The 18951-nt window shown below is 69.5% G+C and carries 17 protein-coding genes; 7 read left to right on the forward strand and 10 right to left on the reverse strand.

What is annotated here, in order from left to right; translation table 11 throughout:
• Positions 1–11: 11 nt before the first annotated feature.
• From ACFVXC_RS19600 to ACFVXC_RS19610, 3 genes are all read right to left on the reverse strand, one after another.
• Positions 12–503: a molybdopterin-dependent oxidoreductase gene (locus ACFVXC_RS19600; protein ID WP_389906672.1), complete on the reverse strand. Its 492-nt coding sequence runs from the start codon at positions 501–503 to the stop codon at positions 12–14.
• Positions 504–738: 235 nt separating this feature from the next.
• Positions 739–1860 carry a sugar ABC transporter substrate-binding protein gene (locus tag ACFVXC_RS19605; protein ID WP_389906673.1) on the reverse strand — a complete coding sequence of 374 codons (1122 nt, stop codon included), beginning with the start codon at positions 1858–1860 and terminating at the stop codon, positions 739–741.
• 199 nt (positions 1861–2059) lie between these two features.
• Positions 2060–3058 carry an MBL fold metallo-hydrolase gene (locus ACFVXC_RS19610; protein WP_389906674.1) on the reverse strand — a complete coding sequence of 333 codons (999 nt, stop codon included), beginning with the start codon at positions 3056–3058 and terminating at the stop codon, positions 2060–2062.
• An 80-nt stretch (positions 3059–3138) separates the two neighbouring features.
• Here ACFVXC_RS19610 and ACFVXC_RS19615 point away from each other — a divergent pair, with 80 nt between their 5' ends.
• The 7 genes from ACFVXC_RS19615 to ACFVXC_RS19645 all read left to right on the forward strand — a co-directional run bounded on the left by ACFVXC_RS19615 (position 3139) and on the right by ACFVXC_RS19645 (position 9328).
• Complete coding sequence (locus ACFVXC_RS19615) at positions 3139–3567, forward strand: MarR family winged helix-turn-helix transcriptional regulator (RefSeq protein WP_389906675.1); 429 nt, start codon at positions 3139–3141, stop codon at positions 3565–3567.
• Positions 3568–3842: 275 nt separating this feature from the next.
• Positions 3843–4046, forward strand: a complete 204-nt coding sequence (locus tag ACFVXC_RS19620) for a cold-shock protein (protein WP_100598391.1) — start codon at positions 3843–3845, stop codon at positions 4044–4046.
• Between the two features lie 162 nt (positions 4047–4208).
• Positions 4209–5738 carry a DEAD/DEAH box helicase gene (locus ACFVXC_RS19625; RefSeq protein ID WP_389906676.1) on the forward strand — a complete coding sequence of 510 codons (1530 nt, stop codon included), beginning with the start codon at positions 4209–4211 and terminating at the stop codon, positions 5736–5738.
• 46 nt (positions 5739–5784) lie between these two features.
• Entirely contained in the window at positions 5785–6363 is a 579-nt protein-coding gene (locus tag ACFVXC_RS19630) for a TetR/AcrR family transcriptional regulator (protein ID WP_389906677.1), read from the forward strand.
• 218 nt (positions 6364–6581) lie between these two features.
• Complete coding sequence (locus ACFVXC_RS19635) at positions 6582–7364, forward strand: oxidoreductase (protein WP_389906678.1); 783 nt, start codon at positions 6582–6584, stop codon at positions 7362–7364.
• A gap of 97 nt (positions 7365–7461) precedes the next feature.
• Positions 7462–8031: a TetR/AcrR family transcriptional regulator gene (locus ACFVXC_RS19640; RefSeq protein WP_389906679.1), complete on the forward strand. Its 570-nt coding sequence runs from the start codon at positions 7462–7464 to the stop codon at positions 8029–8031.
• 109 nt (positions 8032–8140) lie between these two features.
• The gene (locus ACFVXC_RS19645) at positions 8141–9328 is read left to right on the forward strand and encodes a GDSL-type esterase/lipase family protein (protein ID WP_389906680.1); all 1188 of its coding nucleotides are present in this window, start codon (positions 8141–8143) and stop codon (positions 9326–9328) included.
• Positions 9329–9373: 45 nt separating this feature from the next.
• Here the strand turns inward: ACFVXC_RS19645 and ACFVXC_RS19650 are convergent, their stop codons facing one another.
• From ACFVXC_RS19650 to ACFVXC_RS19680, 7 genes are all read right to left on the reverse strand, one after another.
• On the reverse strand, positions 9374–10108 hold the full coding sequence (locus ACFVXC_RS19650) for an ankyrin repeat domain-containing protein (RefSeq protein ID WP_389906682.1): 735 nt from the start codon (positions 10106–10108) through the stop codon (positions 9374–9376).
• Positions 10109–11481: 1373 nt separating this feature from the next.
• Complete coding sequence (locus ACFVXC_RS19655; protein ID WP_389906684.1) at positions 11482–12162, reverse strand: hypothetical protein; 681 nt, start codon at positions 12160–12162, stop codon at positions 11482–11484.
• Between the two features lie 130 nt (positions 12163–12292).
• Complete coding sequence (locus ACFVXC_RS19660) at positions 12293–14512, reverse strand: M20/M25/M40 family metallo-hydrolase (RefSeq protein WP_389906686.1); 2220 nt, start codon at positions 14510–14512, stop codon at positions 12293–12295.
• Entirely contained in the window at positions 14509–15330 is an 822-nt protein-coding gene (locus tag ACFVXC_RS19665) for an SDR family NAD(P)-dependent oxidoreductase (protein ID WP_389906688.1), read from the reverse strand. The genes ACFVXC_RS19660 and ACFVXC_RS19665 overlap by 4 nt, the downstream gene beginning before the upstream one ends.
• Complete coding sequence (locus tag ACFVXC_RS19670) at positions 15330–16658, reverse strand: MFS transporter (RefSeq protein ID WP_389906690.1); 1329 nt, start codon at positions 16656–16658, stop codon at positions 15330–15332. The genes ACFVXC_RS19665 and ACFVXC_RS19670 overlap by 1 nt, the downstream gene beginning before the upstream one ends.
• The gene (locus ACFVXC_RS19675) at positions 16655–17611 is read right to left on the reverse strand and encodes a polysaccharide deacetylase (RefSeq protein ID WP_389906692.1); all 957 of its coding nucleotides are present in this window, start codon (positions 17609–17611) and stop codon (positions 16655–16657) included. The genes ACFVXC_RS19670 and ACFVXC_RS19675 overlap by 4 nt, the downstream gene beginning before the upstream one ends.
• A 92-nt stretch (positions 17612–17703) precedes the next feature.
• Entirely contained in the window at positions 17704–18711 is a 1008-nt protein-coding gene (locus ACFVXC_RS19680) for an Lrp/AsnC family transcriptional regulator (RefSeq protein ID WP_389906694.1), read from the reverse strand.
• Between the last annotated feature and the right edge of the window lie 240 nt (positions 18712–18951).

The raw sequence follows: 18951 nt of genomic DNA on the forward strand, positions 1-18951 counted from the left end.
CTGCTCATGGATTACTCGGGCACGCGGCAGGCACCGATCCAGATGCTGCTTATCGCGCTGATGTAGCGCGCCCCGCAGCGATCCGACGGCACCACGAGCTGGCTCCCCACGGCGTCCAGATCCTGGCCGTCGAGGCAGGTGGCAAGCAGGATGGGCGTATTGCCGAAGTCCGCGTCGATCTCCGCCCAGGACAGGACGGTGTGGTGGCCGTCCCCGCCCCTCACGGCCAGCAGGAAGCGCGAACGGTCCTTGCGGCGCCGGGGATCGAACGCGGGTCCTGCGTCGCCGACGACCTCGCGGAGCAGCGGTCCGGTGAAGGCGTGGTGCTGCGGCCCGTTGGTGGCGCAGTCGAAGACCACGTCCGCCTCGTGCTGCTCCCACTGTTCCCGCAGGTCGGCCACGGTCAGCGTGGTGGGGCGGTCGATCTCCCCGCACATGGCAAGGGCCCCCGTGACCCCCGCACGTACGGGGACCGGGCGCGTGGACGTGCCGGGTCGGCTCATCGGATTCCCCCTCCGGACAGTCGCGGCTGCCGCCAGTCATACCCGGCTGCCGTTCGAGGGAATCGTGGATGCGACCTGTATGCCCGCGTTTTCCTTGCTCTTGTGAGCTTGATACGAAGACTGGGCTGGCGAATTCCAGTTCATCCTCCGAGGCGCGAGGTCGCGGAGGCTCCGAGGTGCTGAAGCGCCGAGGCTCAGCGCCTCAGCGTCTTCGCCCATGCCAGGGACCCCGTCCTCAGCCCTTGAGGCCAACCGTCGCGCACGCCGCCTTGAGCTCGGACGTGCAGATCTCCTTGGTCTTGTAGATGCCGTCCTTGATGACCGTGGACTTGATGGTGTCCCGTGTCATGGGGCGCACGGAGACCAGCAGGGAGGGGATGTTCTTCGTGGTGGCGTTCTCGGACTTGTCCCCGGCCAGGGCGTCGAACTCGACCATGCGTCCCTGGGCGATCCGGACAGCCATCTGCGCGGCGCCGACAGCCTCTTCCGGATAGGGCTTGTAGACGCTCATGTACTGCTCGCCCGTGACGATCCGCTGGACGGCCGAAAGCTCCGCGTCCTGTCCGGTGACCGGCGGCAGGTCGGTGAGCCCGGCGGCCTTGAGGGCCTTGATGGCGCCGCCCGCCATACCGTCGTTGGCGGAGTAGACGGCGGCGATGTTGTCCTTGCCTATCGCGGTGATCGCATCGGTCATGTGGGCGCCGGCGGTCTGCGGCTTCCAGCCCTGGGTGTCGTACGACTTGGCGATGACCACCTGGTTGCGGAGCTGGGAGAGCGCGCCTTCCTTGAAGACGGCGGCGTTCGGGTCGGTCGGTGAACCGTTGATCATGACGATCTTGCTCTTCTTGCGGTTTCCGCTGTCGAGCGCCCTCAGGATCGCCTGCCCTTGGACCTGGCCGACCAGTTCGTTGTCGAAGGCCACGTACCCGGAGACGGGGCCCTCGGCGAGCCGGTCGTAGGCGATGACGGGAATGTTCGCTTCCTTGGCCTTCTTGACCGCCGGTGCGATCTTCTTCGCGTCCACGGCGCTCACCAGGATCACGTCGACCTTGTCGGCGACCATCTGGCCGAGCTGGTCGCTCTGCTTGGCGGCGTTCTCGTCGGCGTTGGCGTAGACGAGCTTGCCCTTGCCGTTGGTGAGCTTCTTGACCTGCTTCTCGATGATGGGGTGGTCGAACTTCTCGTAGCGAGCCGTCTCCGCTTCGGGCAGGAGCAGACCGACGGTGACCGCGTCACCCTTCCTCGCGGTCTTGTTTCCGTCGTCGTCGGATCCCAGGAGGCTGCCGCATGCGGCGAGCGAGAGTGCCAGGGCGCTGACAGATACGGCGACGGTGGCTTCACGCGTACGGGTTCTCATTCGCCCACTTCCTCGATCGGACCGCTTTGTTGTGATCCGAGGTGGCTGAAAGCCAACCCCGGGGCGTTCCCGGCGTCAAGGAGTCAATACATAACAAGATTGCAATGGAATGTGCGTTTCAGTGTTGAACTGTCCTTCGTTTACACGAGACAACAGCGAAGCGCACAAACCAGGGTCGGTCACGATCCGCAGGCGAGCCTCACGAGCCGTCTTCGGCGTCGATGGGATGCCACGCGGCCAGGCCCTCTTCGGCACGGACCCGTCCGAAGACCACGTCGGCGAAGTGGATGCCGAAGCCGATCGTGTCGGGCTCCTGGAGTTCACCGACGAGGCGGCGGCGGAAGTCCGCGGACTGGGCGGAGTCGTGGTCGGAGGCCGCGGACCATTCGGGATGGCCGATCTGAACGGGGGAGTGGAGCGCGTCGCCGAAGGCGATGAGGCGCTGCCCGCCCGAGTCCGGCCCGTCCGGGCCTTGTCCATCCGGGCCCTGCCCGCCCGACGTGATGACGTAGGCGGCGTGCCCGGGAGTGTGGCCGGGGATGAACCGGACACGTACGCCGGGGAAGATCTCCTGGCCGTCCGCCACGGTCCGCACCTTCGGCGCGAGCGCGGCGAGCGTCTCCTTGCTCGTACCGTGCGCCTCCAGGAGATGGCGCTGCGACCATTCGGGCTCGGCCACCAGGTAGTCGGCCCGGGTGAAGACCGGTCCTTCGCTGTCCTGGGCGTGGTGCCACGCCCAGCCGATGTGGTCGACGTGCAGGTGGGTGAAGGCGACCGCTTCGATCTCCTGCGGCCCGCGGCCGAGCGCGGCGAGGTTGTCCAGGAGCGCGCCGCCCCGGATGGCGCCTATCGCGCTGCCGGGCTCGGCGGGAAAGGACTGTGGTCCGAACCCGGCGTCGATCAGGAGAGCCCGGCCGCCGTGCTCGACGAGCAGGCCGCCGATGCCTGCCACGAGGTGACCGGTGTCGTCCACGTACTCGGGATGGGCGGCCCAGTCCTCGTCGGTGGTGCCGGGCAGCCAACCGCGCGGCGTGAGCTGGACGGCACCGTCCGGTACGTACGTCACCTTCGTCTCGCCGAGTCGCAGGGAGCGGATACCGGAAGGCCGGCGCAGCCGTGCGGTCGCGGTCCGGCGCTGGGCGGCAGTGCTCTCTGGGTTCTCTGGGTTCTCTGGGTTCTCTGGGTTCACGGGGTTCATGGAGGAGGACCATACGCATCAAGCTTGAATCATTCAAGCTCATAATATGCAGACTGGATGCACTTGCTAGGCTGGTCCGTATGACGAACCTCGAAGCGCAGGTCATCGCCGAGCGGCAGCTGTGCGGTCTGGTGAACGGGGTGGCCGATCGGATCGCGGAGCACCTCCGTCAGCGCGCCGCCAGGCTGGGGCTCACGGCGCCGCAGGCCACCGCTCTGCGGGAGTTGTCGGGGCCCATGACCATGCGAGAGCTGGCCGAGCGCATGAGCTGTGAGCCCTCCAACGCCACCTTTGTGGTGGACAAGCTGGAGAAGCAGGCCCTGATCGAACGTCGCCCGCACCCCTCGGACCGGCGCGCCAAGCAGTTGGTGCTCACGTCTGAGGGTGTTGCGCTGCGGGAGCGGCTCCTGGGGCTCCTCGCCGAGGATTCGCCCCTCGCCGGTCTCACGCAAAGGGAGCAGGAGGCCCTGCGCGGCCTGCTCCAGCGGGCCATTTCTGGCCCCGGGTGAGACCGGAGGTCCGCATATTTCCGCAATGTGGTGCGGTCTCTCGGCCGGTCGGGCGAAATGTGCGGAGCTTGCCCGTGCCGTGAAGCTCATCTCGTGCTACTGTTGATCGTAGTTGCAGTTGTGGTTCCCATAAGACTTCAAGTGCCTTTGGTGGATAAATTTCCGCCGGGCACTTTTGTATTTCCGGAGAGGTTTTCCGGACGGGGCAATCAACGTGGCGACGCCGGGGTTCGCACAGTGCGGGTCCCGGGCTTGCCCCGAAGGAGATATTTAGTATGGCTACTGGCACCGTGAAGTGGTTCAACTCGGAAAAGGGCTTCGGCTTCATCGAGCAGGAGGGTGGCGGCCCGGACGTCTTCGCCCACTACTCGAACATCGCCACCCAGGGCTTCCGTGAGCTTCAGGAAGGCCAGAAGGTGAACTTCGATGTCACTCAGGGCCAGAAGGGCCCGCAGGCCGAGAACATCGTTCCTGCCTGACGCTGAAGCGTAAGACGACGCTGGTGCCCGCACCTCACGGTGCGGGCACCAGCTCGTTGCTGTTTACAGAAGTTTGTCTTTTATTCGGCTCGTGCTTGCAATTCCTTCGGTTGATATCCGCCGAGAATTCCTCGATGCGTGCCATATCGAGGAAGGTTCTACGTGAACCGTTCAGCTCGCACGAACGACCGCTATTCCAATCCCCGTAACAGCGGCGGCCCCCGCGGTGCCAACTCCCGCAACGGTGGCGGCCCCCGTCCCGGAAACCGCTCCGGCGGCCAGGGACGCCGTCCCGCCGCCCCGCAGGGTGAGTTCGCACTCCCGGTCACCATCACCCCGGGCCTCCCGGCGGCGGAGACCTTCGCCGAGCTCGACATGCCCGCGCCGCTGCTGAAGACACTCACCGATCTCGGCGTGACCGAGCCGTTCCCGATCCAGGCGGCCACGCTGCCGAACGCCCTCGCGGGCCGGGACGTACTGGGCCGGGGCCGCACCGGATCCGGCAAGACCCTCGCCTTCGGGCTCCCGCTCCTCGTGCGCACCGCCGGTCAGCGCGCCGAGTCGAAGCGGCCCCTCGCCCTCGTCCTGGTCCCCACCCGGGAGCTCGCCCAGCAGGTCACCGAGGCACTCACTCCGTACGCCCGTGCCCTGAAGCTGAAGCTCGCCACGGTGGTCGGCGGCATGTCGATCGGTCGGCAGGCCGGTGCGCTGCGGTCCGGGGCCGAGGTGCTCGTCGCGACGCCCGGGCGCCTGAAGGACCTCATCGAGCGCAAGGACTGCCGTCTGGACCGGGTGAGCATCACCGTTCTGGACGAGGCCGACCAGATGGCCGACATGGGCTTCATGCCCCAGGTCACCGAGCTGCTCGACCAGGTGCGCCCCGGCGGCCAGCGGATGCTGTTCTCCGCCACGCTGGACCGCAACGTCGACCTCCTGGTCCGCAGCTACCTCCATGACCCGGTGGTCCACTCGGTCGACCCGTCCAAGGGTGCGGTCACCACGATGGAGCACCACGAACTGCACGTGCACGGTGCCGACAAGATGGCGACCGCCACCGAGATCGCGGCGCGCGAGGGCCGGGTGATCATGTTCCTGGACACCAAGCACGCCGTCGACCAGTTCACCAAGCACCTGATGGGCAGCGGCGTACGCGCTGCCGCGCTGCACGGCGGCAAGTCCCAGCCGCAGCGCACCCGCACGCTCGCCCAGTTCAAGACCGGCGCCGTGACGGTCCTGGTGGCCACGAACGTCGCGGCCCGCGGCATCCACGTCGACAACCTCGACCTGGTCGTGAACGTCGACCCGCCCAGCGACCACAAGGACTACCTGCACCGTGGCGGCCGTACGGCCCGCGCTGGTGAGTCCGGCAGCGTCGTCACCCTGGTCACGCCGAACCAGCGCCGCGACATGAGCCGTCTGATGTCCGCCGCCGGGATCCGGCCGCAGATCACTCAAGTCCGTTCCGGTGAGGCCGAGTTGAGCCGCATCACGGGCGCGAAGGTGCCTTCCGGCGTCCCGATCGCCGGCAGTGCGCCCGCCGAGCGCCCCAAGCAGCGCGGCGGCGCCCCCTTCCGGGGGATGGGCACGCGTCCGGGGCAGCCCGGTCGCTCCGGCGGCGGCTCTCGCCGTACCGCCGAGTCCCGCGAGATGGCGGAGGCCCGTAAGGCCGCACGGGTGCGGCGAGCTGCCTGAGGATAGTTCTTGACCTGTAGGTCAATAACAGCCTAGGCTCCCGGTCATGGGAAGGCCGAAGCAGTTCGATCCGGACTCCGCCGTCGAGCGGGCCATGGACGTGTTCTGGCGCAAGGGGTATGCCGCCACCACGCCCCAGGACCTCGTTGACGCGCTCGGTATCGGCAAGGGCAGTCTCTACAACACCTTCGGCAGCAAGCACGCGCTGTTCGAAAGGGCGCTGCGCCGCTACCGCGACAGTCAGGCCGTGGCTCTCATCGAGATGCTGGAGGAGCCGGGGCCGGTGAAGGAGCGGTTGCGCGCGGCGCTGTGGCTGCTCGTCGAGATGGACCTCGCCGACCCGGACCGGCGCGGCTGTATGGCGGTGAACACCGCGGCGGAGTTGGCCGGGGCGGACGAGATGGCGACCGACCTCGTCCGGCGCATGTTCGACCGCACCGAAGAAGCCTTCTCCACGCTGGTGGAGAGGGGGCAGCGGGCGGGGGAGATCGCCTCCGACCGTGACGCTCGCGCCGTCGGGAGCCTGTTGCTGACCACGGTCGTCGGTCTGCGGCTGGTGGGGCGGGTCGCGGAAGGGCCGGAGCGGCTTTCCAGGGTGATCGACGTGATGGTCGACTCCCTCTGAGTTTCCCGAGCCGTCTGAGCTTCCCGAGCCGTCGCCGCTGAGTTCTCGGCGGAATTCGCCCCTTCACCCCTTCACCCATTCGTCCATTCAGTTTTCAACATTCAGTTCTCGAAAATTCGGCGTTCGGTGGTCCGCGGTTCTGCACTGTTACCGCTGGCGTGCGCCCACGTTTTGTACCTACAGGTCAAGAAGTGTTCTCTTGAAGGAGACGGAACAGTATGAAGCTCGACCTCAATGGCAAGACCGCCGTCGTCACCGGTGCCAGCCGCGGGATCGGCCTGGCCACTGTCAGGGCGCTGGTGGGCGAGGGTGTGCGCGTCGTGGGTGCGGCGCGCACCATCACCCCCGAACTCAAGGAAACGGGAGCCTTCGCGGTTTCGGCCGACCTCGGCACTCCGGAGGGGGTGGGCGCGCTCATGGATGTCGCCTTCGCCGAGCTGGGTGGCGTCGACCTGCTGGTGAACAACGTCGGCGCCGGTGACGCCGTGGAGCCGATCGGCTTCCTCGACACCGACGACACGCAGTGGCAGGGCGTCTTCGACCTCAACCTGCTCAGCGCGGTCCGCGTCAGCCGCGCCGCACTGCCCAGCCTCATCGAGCGCCGGGGTGCGATCGTCAACGTCTCGTCCATCAACTCCCGTCTGCCCGCGGCCGGTCCCGTCGCGTACAGCGCGGCCAAGGCGGCGCTCACCTCGCTGGGCAAGTCGCTGGCCGAGGAGTTCGGACCGCGGGGTGTGCGGGTCAACACCGTCTCGCCCGGCGTGGTGCGCACTGCCATCTGGGAGGACCCCGACGGCTTCGGCGGCAAGGTCGCGGCTGGTTTCGGGGCCGAGCACGGGGCGTTCCTCGAGCGGATCCCGGAGGTGTTCGGCATCACCACCGGGCGGATCACCGAGCCCACGGAGGTGGCGTCGCTGATCACGTTCCTGCTCTCCGATGTGGCGGGCAACATCACCGGGGCGGACCACGTGATCGACGGGGGCACGGTCAAGACGGTCTAGGGGGGGCAGGGTGTCACCTGTGTCCTGCGCGGCTAGCTGATTTGCCTAAAAGTATTAGGTAAATGCATAATCAGTTATGCCGAGGGAGAGGAAGGGCATGGTTCGCGCAGGACTGACCACGGAGCGCCTGGCCCTGGCCGGGGCGGAGTTGGCCGACGAGGTCGGCTTCGACCAGGTGACCGTCTCGGCGCTCGCAAGGCGCTTCGACGTCAAGGTCGCGAGTCTCTACTCGCATCTGAAGAACTCGCAGGACCTCAAGACGAGGATCGCTCTCCTCTCCCTGGAAGAACTGGCCGACCGGGGGGCCGCCGCCCTGGCGGGGCGGGCCGGGAAGGACGCCCTGACCGCGCTCGCCAACGTCTACCGCGACTTCGCCCGGGAGCACCCCGGGCGCTACGCCGCGGCTCAGCTGAGGCTCGACCCGGAGGCGGCGGCCGCCAGCGCCGGCAGCAGGCACGCACAGATGACGAGGGCGATCCTGCGCGGCTACGACCTGACGGAGCCCGACCAGACCCACGCGGTCCGGATGCTGGGCAGCGTCTTCCACGGCTACGTAAGCCTGGAGATGGCAGGAGGGTTCAGCCACAGCCAACCCGACTCGCAGGAGACGTGGTCACGCATCCTGGACGCTCTCGACGCCCTGCTGCGGAACTGGCCCCAGCCTTGACCAGGGCCCCGCGCCGGCCAAGTCGACTCCCGCGCGAGTGGCGACGTACGACCGACTGGTTGGTGCTCCTCGGCGACAACTCGGAAACCTTGATCAGCAGGCGGAGGCCATGGACAGCACCGAGCACGACTGGATCACCACACCCATCACCGCGGACATCCTGCGCGGCGCACTCGATCTGGAGCAGACCGCGCACGGCGTCCTGCCGCACCGGCTGCCCGCACGCGCCCGCGCCCAGTGCTCCGACGGACAGCTGGCCATGGCGGAGTCCCAGCCCTCAGGCGTACGCCTTGTCTTCCGCACCCGGGCCACCGCCGTCGAACTGGACACGCTGCCCACCAAGCGCGTCTACGTCGGCGCCCCGCCCAGGCCGGATGGCCTGTACGACCTGCTCGTCGACGGCCGCCTCGCCGGTCAGGCCGCTGTGAGCGGCGGCAACACCCTGACCATCGACATGAAAGCCGGATCCGCCGAGCGCCGGTCGGGCCCGGTCGGCACCCTGCGATTCACCGAACTGCCCGACGGCGTCAAGGACATCGAGATCTGGCTGCCGCACAACGAGACCACCGAACTGGTCGCCCTGCGCACCGACGCGCCCATCGAGCCCGCACCGGAACGGGGCCGCAAGGTGTGGCTGCACCACGGCAGCTCGATCAGCCACGGCTCCGACGCCGCGAGCCCCACCACCACCTGGCCGGCGCTCGCCGCCTCCCTCAGCGGGGTGGAGCTGATCAACCTCGGCCTTGGCGGCAGCGCGCTGCTCGACCCGTTCACGGCCCGCGCCCTGCGGGACACCCCCGCCGACCTGCTCAGCATCAAGATCGGCATCAACGTGGTCAACGCCGACCTGATGCGCCTGCGCGCCTTCGGTCCCGCCGTGCACGGCTTTCTCGACACCATTCGAGAAGGGCACCCCACCACACCACTGCTGGTCGTCTCGCCCGTTCTGTGTCCCATTCATGAGGACACGCCGGGCCCCAGCGCGCCGGACTTCAGCGCCCTCGGCGAGGGACGGTTCGGGTTCGTCGCCATGGGAGACCCCGAGGAGGTCAGGAGCGGGAAGCTGACCCTCGGCGTGATCCGTGAAGAGTTGGCCCGGATCGTGGAGCAGCGAGCGGCCGAGGACCCGTACCTCTTCTACCTGGACGGTCGCGACATGTACGGGGAGGCCGACTCCGCCGAATTGCCGCTGCCCGACGGGATCCACCCGGACGCCGCCACCCACCGCCGTATGGGCGAACGCTTCGCCGAGCTGGCCTTCACGGCCGAGGGCGCCTTCGCGGGCCGAGGCGCCTGAGGTCGGGTGGGTGCGCCGGGTGCGTGCGCCGGGTGCGTGCGTGACTCACGCGAGATCCGCGCGCCCCTTGGCACCTTGGTCGAGCAGCCACCGCACGACATCATCGGCGTTCTGCGAGCGGGCGATGTCCAGAGGCGTCATGTGGTCGTAGCCGATCCAGTTCACGTCGGCCCCTTCCCGCATCAGGCGCTGGGCGGCGGGGAGTTGACTGCCCTGGCAGGCTCCCCAGAAGGCGCTGGTGATCTCGGCTCCGGTGGGGGAGTCGGGGGCGGCGAGAAAGACCTCGACCTGGTCGAGCAGACCAAGGGTGGCCGCGTCCTGCAGATCAGCGCGAGCGCCGTGTTCCAGGAGTCTGCGGGCAGCCCGCCACTGGCCGAAGCCGCGCGCGTCGGCGAGCGGGGTGCCGCCGCCGATGACGGCGCCGGAGGCCTCGATGTCGGCTCCCGCGTCGATGAGTGCGTCCAGCGCGGTGACGTCGTCGTTGCTGGCGGCCCAGTGCAGAGGTGTCTCGGCGTGAGCGCCGACGAAGCGGGCGTCGGGGTCGGCGCCTGCCGCGGCCAGGGTCGCGATGACCGCCTCGGTATGGGGGTGGTGGCCGGGCCAGTCGGTGGCGATGTGCAGAAGGCTTCGCCGGCCCGCGGTGGGACCGTCCTGGCTGATGCGCCCGGCGGCCAGCGCGGGGTGGTCGGCCAGCAGCTGACGCAGAGCGGGGACGTCGCCCTTCCGGATGGCTTCGGTCACCGAGAGGGCAAGCGGATCCTGTGAGTCGAGGATGTCCATGCGGGGGCGGCCTCCTGCTCGATCGGCCTGGTCCAGATCCATTGGCGACAGGTCTGGACCACTTTACGGTGTGCTGCGTCGCACCGCTTGTATCTCCAGGCGGCACAGTCCAGGAGGTAAGCGTGTCATCCCGAACCTCGCCCCTCGCCCCAGACGATGCCCCGCATCATGTCGTCCGCACGCGCGCCGAAGAGCTCGGGCGCGGCGGACGGTCGGGAGTCGCCCCAGGGGCGGCGCCGTCCCGGCTGTCGATCAAGGCGGTGAAGGCCCGTTGTCCGGCGGGGTGTTCGTGGCCATGGCGGCTTCCACCGGGGAATGTGCCGGATCACGGACATGCTGCGCCCGTAGTGGGAGGATTGGAATGTTCGGCCGCCGCCGCGCGGGTGCGGCGGCGGCCGGGGCGCGAGGCGCCGAGGCTCCCCCTCGATCGGTCCTCGCGCGAGATGCCCTCCGGGCGGCAGGGGCTGCGGAATTAAGCCCCGTTGGCCGTCACACCCTGGAGGGCGGCGGCTGGAGCTGTGTAGTCGGCGATGCGGCTCCAGCCGGTCTCGTGAAAGCGTGGGAGTCTGTCACGGCTCGGGGGCTGGGAGTCCGGGGCAGGGCGTTAGCCCAACTATCCTGGCTGAATGGTATGCCCGCGGCTGGCTGATGGGAAGCGGGCCGGGCGCCCACGGGGCAGCGCATTCCCGCCGCTCGTCCGGCCAGGCCCGTCGGTGTCGCCGTGGGCCGCCGGGCGACCGGGCGGTCACGCCGATGAGGAGTTGGCCGAGGGCGTCGGCGAGTCCGAGGGCATGGGTGAGCTGGTCGGGGGCGTCGGGCCGGGGGTGGTGTGCGACTGGTGGCCCCGGGGCAACTTCCGCCAGAACAGACGGACATCGGGCGTCTTTATGTCGGTCGCGAGACCATCAGCGCTGCAGCGAGCCGGGGCGCGCTCGGCGCACACTGGTGCGGATGCCGGAGTTGCGCATGTGTGGTTGCCGCGCGACAGGGGACTCGATGTTCACGGCGCTGGTCAGTGATCAAACCCTCCGGAGGTCTGCCGCGCCCAGGCTCTCCGGTTCGGACAAGAGCCGGGAGAGCCGCCCTGACCTACAGAACGCCCGCAGCTTCATGTGATTGGGCACCGCTGATGGGGCGGTCCCCTTCTCGACGTGAACCGCTCCACCACCCCACGCCCGGTACGGGGTTCGACATGCATCCCCCCCATCCCGCCCTGTGCGCGGTGCTGAGGGTCGCCGATGCCCTGGCGGGCCCGGCGCACGGCAAAGCCCCCGACCTGAAGGTGAGTTCGGGGGCTTTGCCGTGGCAAGGGCCGCTGCGTCGGTCCGAACCCGTGCACACCAACACCAGACGCTGACGGCCAACCGCCGGGGTCATAGCGTTTTCGATGGGCCGCCGTCGCCGTCGGGCGGTCCGTCGGTGGCGCGCAGGGTGCCGGCCGCGGTGCGGGCCTGCGCGGCGTGGTGCCGGTGTTCGGCGGCCTGCTGAGCGCGGCGATGCTTTTCGTGCTCGCGCGCCAGGTACTCCTCGGCTGTGGCCAGTTCCTCGGCCGCCGCTGTGGCCTGCTCCCGAAGCTGGTCTGCCTGCGTCTGAAGTGCCCTGAGCGGCGCCGGACCCTGCGCGGCTAGCCGCGTGGTGGAGGCGTTTGTCTCCCGGTCGATGGCTTCCTGCTCCCGCAAGTCCGTCGCATCCGTCCGGCGCAGTGCTGCCTCGTTGCGGTCCAGACGCTCCTGGCTGGCGGTCAGCAGGCCCTGGGCCCGGTCGAGCTGCTCGTACGAGCGCGTCCGCATGCTGGGAGTCGGGTCCCCCGCCGCACGACGCCGTGCGTCCAGGCGTTTCTCCTTGGCGGTGAGCTGGTTCTGCCACGTGTCCCCAATTGCTTCCCGCTCATCGGCGGCGGCTTCCCGCTCATCGGCGATGGCCTCCCGGGCGTCAGCGGTGCGCTCCCGTTCGTCGGCCACCCGTTGTTCATCGGAGGCCTCTTGCTCGCGTATCTCGGGGGGCTGTGCGGCGTCGCTCGTAGCGGACGGGCGGTCCAGCGGGTCAGTGCCCATACTTGCAGTATGCCCTGCCTCTGAGGCATACGGAGGGGGCACGCGCCGCCCGGCCGATAGGGGGCGATCTCGGGCGATCCGCCGCCGCCTCACCCACGGGTGCCTCTCGTGTCGGCCGGGCGGTGCCGCGTCAACCGGCCAGAGATGCCAGCACCGTGGCTGTCAGCGCGGAGCGTTCGGTCATGCCGGATACCGAGGTGTTCTCCGACCGGGCGTGGGCGCCTGAGCCGACCGCACCGATGCCGTCAAGGACCGGTGTCCCCGCGGCGACCACGAAGTTTCCGTCGCTGGCGCCTCCGACGGACGTCTCGCGCAGGTTCTCTCCGAGCAGCGCCGCGCACCGGCGGGCCAGTTCCGCGTACGCGGCGACTTGTGCGGTGCGCTCGAAGACGGGGCGGTTCCAGTCCCCGCCGACTTCCACGAGGGTCCGGGGGTCCACCGGGCGCAATGCGGCAAGGGCCTTGGTGACGCGCTTCTGCTCGGCCGCGGAGGCGACACGTACGTCGATGCGGCCGACGGCTCTTCCCGCGGTGACGTTGCTACGGGTGCCGCCCTCCACCACGCCCACGTTGAGCGAAGTGCCGGCGTCGGCGTCGCGCAGGTCGGCCAAGTGCAGGATCTGATGCGCCAGTTCGTCGACCGCACTCGCCCCGGCGGTCGGATCGAGCCCGGCATGGGCTTCCTTCCCGGTGACCGTGACGGTGAACAGCCCCACTCCCTTGCGGGCCGTTTTGATCGCACCGTCGGCGGCCGCCTCGAAGACCATGGCGAGTCTGCTTCCTCGGGACTCGTCGACGATGGCCTCGTGGGAGCAGAGGCTGCCGGTCTCCTCGTCGCCGTTCAGCATCAGGGTGCAGGACGGCCGGGGCAGGCCCAGCGCGTCGAGTGCGCGCAGCGCCCACACGGCCTGCACCAGACCGGCCTTCATGTCGAAGACACCCGGCCCGCTGATGTGGTCGCCGTCCCGTCGGAAGGGCCATTCGCCGAGGGTGCCGGTCGGCCAGACGGTGTCGTAGTGGCCGAGGAGCAACACCGGCCGGGTGTCCTCGCAGGCCGCGTCACGGGCCGGGTAGCGGCGCACGAGTATGTCCCCGGTGCTCGCGCGGGGGAGGACCTCCTCGGCGTCCGGTGCGCCAAGGCGCCGGTCGAGCCAGCCACGCAGCCAGCCCAGGCAGACGTCCAGTTCCCCTGGGTCGTCGCTGGCGCTCCCCTGGGAGGTGTACGCGGCGAGGTCGGCGACCATCTCCTCGCGGTGCTCGTCGAGCCAGCCCCGGACCGCCTCGGCCTGCTCCGCCTCCGGCAGGCGCGCGCGTATCGGGGGCTCGGCGAGGCGGTCAAGGTCCTCCAGACGCGACTCCGACATCTGGTGGGGTGCGCCCTCCAGTTCGAGCAGACCGTCCATGACCGTGCGCAGGAGTGTGGTGGGCAGCCCCTCGCGGGCCGCATGGTCGAAGACGCCGGTGTAGTGGGTGGTGGCCTCCACGGGCCGGTGGCGTACGGCGAGGTCGCGCCAGATGCCGCTGCGGTCTTTCGTCTGCGTACGCAGCCACGAGGTCAGGCGGTCGAAGGCGGCATCGCGTGCGGCCGGGTCCTGCCCTGGCTGCAGCGGGTGCGGATCGAAGGCGTCGAATGCCTCCAGGGTGACGCCGAGGCGGTCGGACACGGCGAAGATCTCCCCCGTCAGTCCGGTCATGGTGGCCCGGTGCCGGTCGATGAGGTCGGCCATGGGGGCGTCGGCGAGAGCGGTGGCGGCGAGCATCGCGCCGAAGCCGGCCTTGGCCCACAGATAGCCCTCGACGTTGTCGCTGGCCAACGCCGGACCCCAGCTGTGCAGGTCGGACACGAGGGAGCGGACACGGGCACTGACCGGGGCGCCTGCGGGCTCGCCGAGAACGAGCGCGCCGGCGCCGCCGTCCAGAATGACCCCCGGCTCGATGACGTCGGCGAAGATGTTGACGAACGCGGCGACGGTGCGGCGGGCGCCCACGTGCCGGGCGATGAGGTCCTCGTTGAAGCCGTTCTGGAGGGAGACCACCCATCCGTCCGGTGCCAGGCGGGGCGCGATCCAGGCTGCGGCGGTCGCTGTGGCCTGAGCCTTCACGGCCAGCAAGACCCGTCCGAGGGTTCCGTCGAACTCCTCCGGCGTGGTTGCGGCGACCGGCACACTGGTGCGCGTGCCGCCGTGCTCGACGACGAGTCCGTCGGCTCGGATCGCCGCCACATGGGCCGGGTCGGTGTCGACGACGGTGACGGGGTGACCGGCCCGTGCGAGGGCGAAGGCGAGCGTGCCGCCGATCGCGCCCGCGCCGACGACGGTGTAGGCGGCTCGCTCGGGGGAGGGGGCGGTCATGGGGTGGGTCCTTCCGTGGGGGCGACCGGTGTCGCGGGCAGTGGGGTGGCGGGGGTGTCGCCGGGCTGCCAGATGCGGGGCAGGTGCAGTGCGCCCGTACTGGATCCGCCGTCCACCCGCAGCACCTCGCCGGTGATCCAGGAGGCGTCCGGGCCGGCGATCCAGCACACGGCACGGGCGATGTCGTGCGGACGGCCGGGGCGGCCCAGTGGGTTGGTGCCGATGGCCGCCGCGTACTCGGCGGACACGGGGTTGCAGTCGCTGGCGACCTGGACGAAGCCGGGGCTGACGGCGTTCACGCGGATGCCGTGCGGGCCCAGTTCCAGGGCGGCGGCGCGAGTGGCCATCTCCAGGGCGGCCTTGGAACTGGCGTAAGGGCCTCCGCCGGGCCGCGACCGCAGTGCGGAACCGGAGGAGATGTTGACGACTGTGCCGGGCCGGCCGGCTGCCACGGCGAGCCGGGCGAACGCGGCGGTCGCGAGGACCGGGGCGCGCAGGTTGACGGCGAACAGCCGGTCCCAGGTGCGGGCGTCGATGTCCGCCATGTCCAGGGACGGGTAGACACCGGCCGCGTTGACCAGGACGTCGACAGGGCCGTGCTCCGTCCATGCCCTCTCGGCCAGGGCGGAGGGGGCGTCCGGGTCGGTCAGGTCCGCGGTGTGCGCCCTCGTGTCACCGCCCAGCCGTGCCGCTGTCCGCTCAAGGGCCTTGGGATCGCGGTCGGAGAGGGTGAGCAGTGCGCCCTGCGCGGCGAACTCCGCGGCTATCGCCGCGCCGATGCCGCCCGCGGCGCCGGTGACGATCACGTGAGTCGTCATCAGTCGAACTCCTTGTCCTTGGTCTCCGGCATCGTGAGGTAGACGACGAGGGAGATCAGTGCCGCGACGGAGACGTAGATCCACAGCAGGTCGCTGTGGCCGCTCTCGTGCAGCCAGGTGGTGAGGTAGGGCGCGGTGCCGCCGAAGACCGCGACGGCCAGGGCATAGGGCAGGGCGATGCCGGTGGCACGGACCTCCGGCGGGAACTGTTCGGCCATGATGACGGCGCAGTTGGCGGAGTAGCCGAGGATCAGCAGCATGCCGGTGAGCTGGACCAGGAACAGGCTGAGGAAGCTGCCGTCGAGCAGATGCAGCAGGGGCCAGGCCAGGACGACGAACCCGGCGGCGAAGCCCGCCATGGTCGGTTTGCGGCCGATCCGGTCCGAGAGCAGTCCCGCGAACGGCAGCGCGACGACGAAGACGATGAGACACAGAGTCTGCGACAGGAGGGCGGTCTTCAGCGCGATGCCGGTGGTCAGATTCGCGTACGTGGGCAGGTAGTTGACCCAGATGTAGTAGGTCAGAGTGCCCGCGATGGTGATGCCGACCACGCGCAGCGTCGCCGCGGGATGTTCGACGAACATGGCCTTGACGGGGTTGGTACGAGTCCGGCCCGAGCCCTGGGCCTGGCTGAAGGACTCGGTGTCCGCCACGGAGACCCGCAGCCACAGACCGACCAGGCCGAGGAGTCCGCCGAAGACGAACGCGGCGCGCCAGCCCCAGGAGTGCACGGCGTCGTCGCTCAGCAACGAGGTGGTGAGGGTGCCCAGGAGGGAGGCGATGAGGACGCCGCCCGCCACCGAGACCTGCTGCCAGGAGCCGGCGAACGCGCGCCTGCCCCGAGCAGCCGACTCCACGAGGAAGGCGGAGGAGGAACCGAACTCGCCGCCCGCGGAGAAGCCCTGCACGAGCCGTGCGAGGAGCAAGATGAGCGGTGAGAGCACGCCGATGGTCTCGTAGTTCGGGGTGATGGCGATGGCGAACCCGGCACCCGCCATCAGGGCGACGGTGATGGTCATGCCCTTCTTGCGGCCGTGCCGGTCGGCGTAGGCGCCGAGCACGGCGGCGCCCACCGGACGCATCACGAAGCCGACGGCGAACACGGCGAGCGTGGACAGAAGGGCCACCGCTCCGTCGCCCTTGGGGAAGAACTCGTCGGCGATGACCTTGGCGAAGATGGAGTACAGGGCCCAGTCGACCCACTCGACGGTGTTGCCGATGGTGCCGGCGACGATGGCCTTGCGCTGGGCGCCGTTCAGTCTGCCGGGGGAGCGGGAGTCGCCGTCCTGGGGCAGCGGATCTGCGGGCGCTGCGGATCCTGTGTTCATGGCGTGTGCTCCGGGGCGTCGGGGACGGTACGGGAGGTCGTCGGGCCGGTCAGCACGGTGCGGGCCGAGTCGGCGAGCTGGGCGTGCGTGGCGAACCAGACATCGGAGTGGGCGCTGATGTGGTCGAGAAGCTCGCGCAGTGCCACCAGGCGTGAGCGGTGACCGATGACGTGCGGGTGCAGGGTCAGTTGGAAGACGCCGCCGTCGCGGTAGGCGGCGTCGAACTCGTCGGCCCAGATCTCCATGACGTCGCGCGGACGGCTGTGCGGGCGGACGGACCCGTAACGGTCCATCGTGAAGTAGGGGGCATCGTCCCGGATCCAGTCCACGGGGATCTCGACCAGACCGGTGGGGCTGCCCTCAGCGACGATCTCGTACGGCTCGTCGTCGGCCATCAGTGAAGAGTCGTAGGCGAAGCCGAGTTCGAGCATGATGTCGAGGGTGGAGCCCGAGAAGTCCCAGGACGGTGTGCGGATTCCCACCGGCCGTCGCCCGGTCAGGGTCTCCAGAGTGTCCAGGGCACGGGCGGTCAGCTCCCTCTCGTCATCGCGCCCAAGGAGCATGTTCCGCTCGTGGATCCAGCCGTGGACGGCCAGTTCGTGTCCGTCGCACGTGTACGAGCGCGCTTCCTCGGGGTGGATCAAGGCGGAGACCGCCGGCATGAAGAACGTCGCGGGCACACGGTGATGGGCGAGTAGCTTCAGGATCCGCGCCGCGCCGACGCGTGCCCCGTACTCGCCCTGGGCGAGTCGGCCAGGACTTGTCTCTCCGTCGCGCAGCGGGATCGTCTCGTGGTCGGAGTCGAAGGACAGGGCGACCGCGACCCGGGCGTTGCCGGGCCAGCGGTCGGGGACCAGCCGCCGTCCGGCGCGCACGGCGTCCACGTGGCCGCGCCAGGTCTGTTCGGTCCAGCGCCAGCTCTCTGCGGGCAGGCCGGAGTCGTCTGTGGGCATGGTGACTCCACGAGGGTCGGGGAAGGTACAGGGGGAGAGAAGAGGAAGTGCGCGAAGGCGTGAGCCGACGCGATACGGGGCGGGGAGCCCGCTCAGAGGGGGCGGACCATCCGGTGCCAGGAGTACTTCATGGTGACGAGATGCAGGGTCACGTCGGAGGCGAGCAGGCCGGGCAGTCTGCCGATGACGTCGCTGGTGTAGCGGTAGAGGTCGGCACGGCGAGGTAGCACCATGTGCCCGACGAGGTTGAAGCGCCCGGTCGCCGCGCCCAGAAACTTGGTTCCCGGATGCCGTGCGAGCTGCCGTCCCGCCGCGTCGAGCCGGTCGGGCTCGATCGAGAGCCAGACCATGAACTCCGCGTCGTATCCGAGCAACGAGGGATCGGCCAGGGTGCGGAACTGCAGGACGCCGCGGGCGATGAGCCGTTCCATGGCCCGTGCGACGCCGGACTCGGTGTGACCCAGTCGCCGGGCCAGCGCGCTGACCTGGGTACGGCCGTCCTCCTTGAGCGCCGCGACGAGATCCTGCTCCAGGGGCATGAGCGCTTGTGGCGTCATGTCCCAGTCCTCCCGGTCGCACGAGGACGCCAGGGATGCGGGGCGCAGATCGGCCGCCGCCTCGGCGGACAGCAGCCCGGTGTCCCACATGGACGCCGAGACGAAGGCGCGGATGACAGGTACGGCCTCGGTGCTGGTGATGAGGTCGGCCGCGGGCAGGTCGGTGAAGAGAATCCGCATCATCTCCTCGTTGTCGCGGGCAACGAAGTCGACGATCAAATCGGCGGCACCGGTGACCACGGCCACGAAGCGGACGTCCGGACTCTCGGTGAGCCGGTCGGCGGCGGCCAGACCCTGGCCCGGCCTGGCCTGGACCCGGACGAGCATGGAGGACCCCTCCCTCGTCCGGTCCAGCTCCAGGGTGCCGACGACCCGAAGCAGCCCCCGCTCACGCAGGGAGCGGTACCGCCGCTGGGCGGTCGTCTCGCTGGCACCCACCCAGCGCGCCAGAGCGCTCCACGGGGCACGACCGTTGAGCTGGAGCGCGGCGATGATGCGCTGGTCCAGCTCGTCGATGGTGTCCGTGGGGGCTGTGTGCGTCATGGTGGCGAAGGTATCGAGTGCCCTGACCACCGTCAATGAAGGAATCCTGCATAATCGCTGGTCAGATCATTACCATCCCGCAACCGCAGCGTTGTGGAAGGATAAACAACGCAGCTCGGCCCCGCGTACACCGGCGGCTGGAACGTGACGGATTACGTCAAGCGTGTGTCCGAAAAAGTTCCTCTGGCATCTACGGCCCCGGGGAATGGGGGGGTGTGATCCCCGCGCGATCCGGCGCCG

The sequence above is a fragment of the Streptomyces sp. NPDC058257 genome (genome assembly GCF_042881845.1).
Taxonomy (GTDB): Bacteria; Actinomycetota; Actinomycetes; order Streptomycetales; family Streptomycetaceae; genus Streptomyces.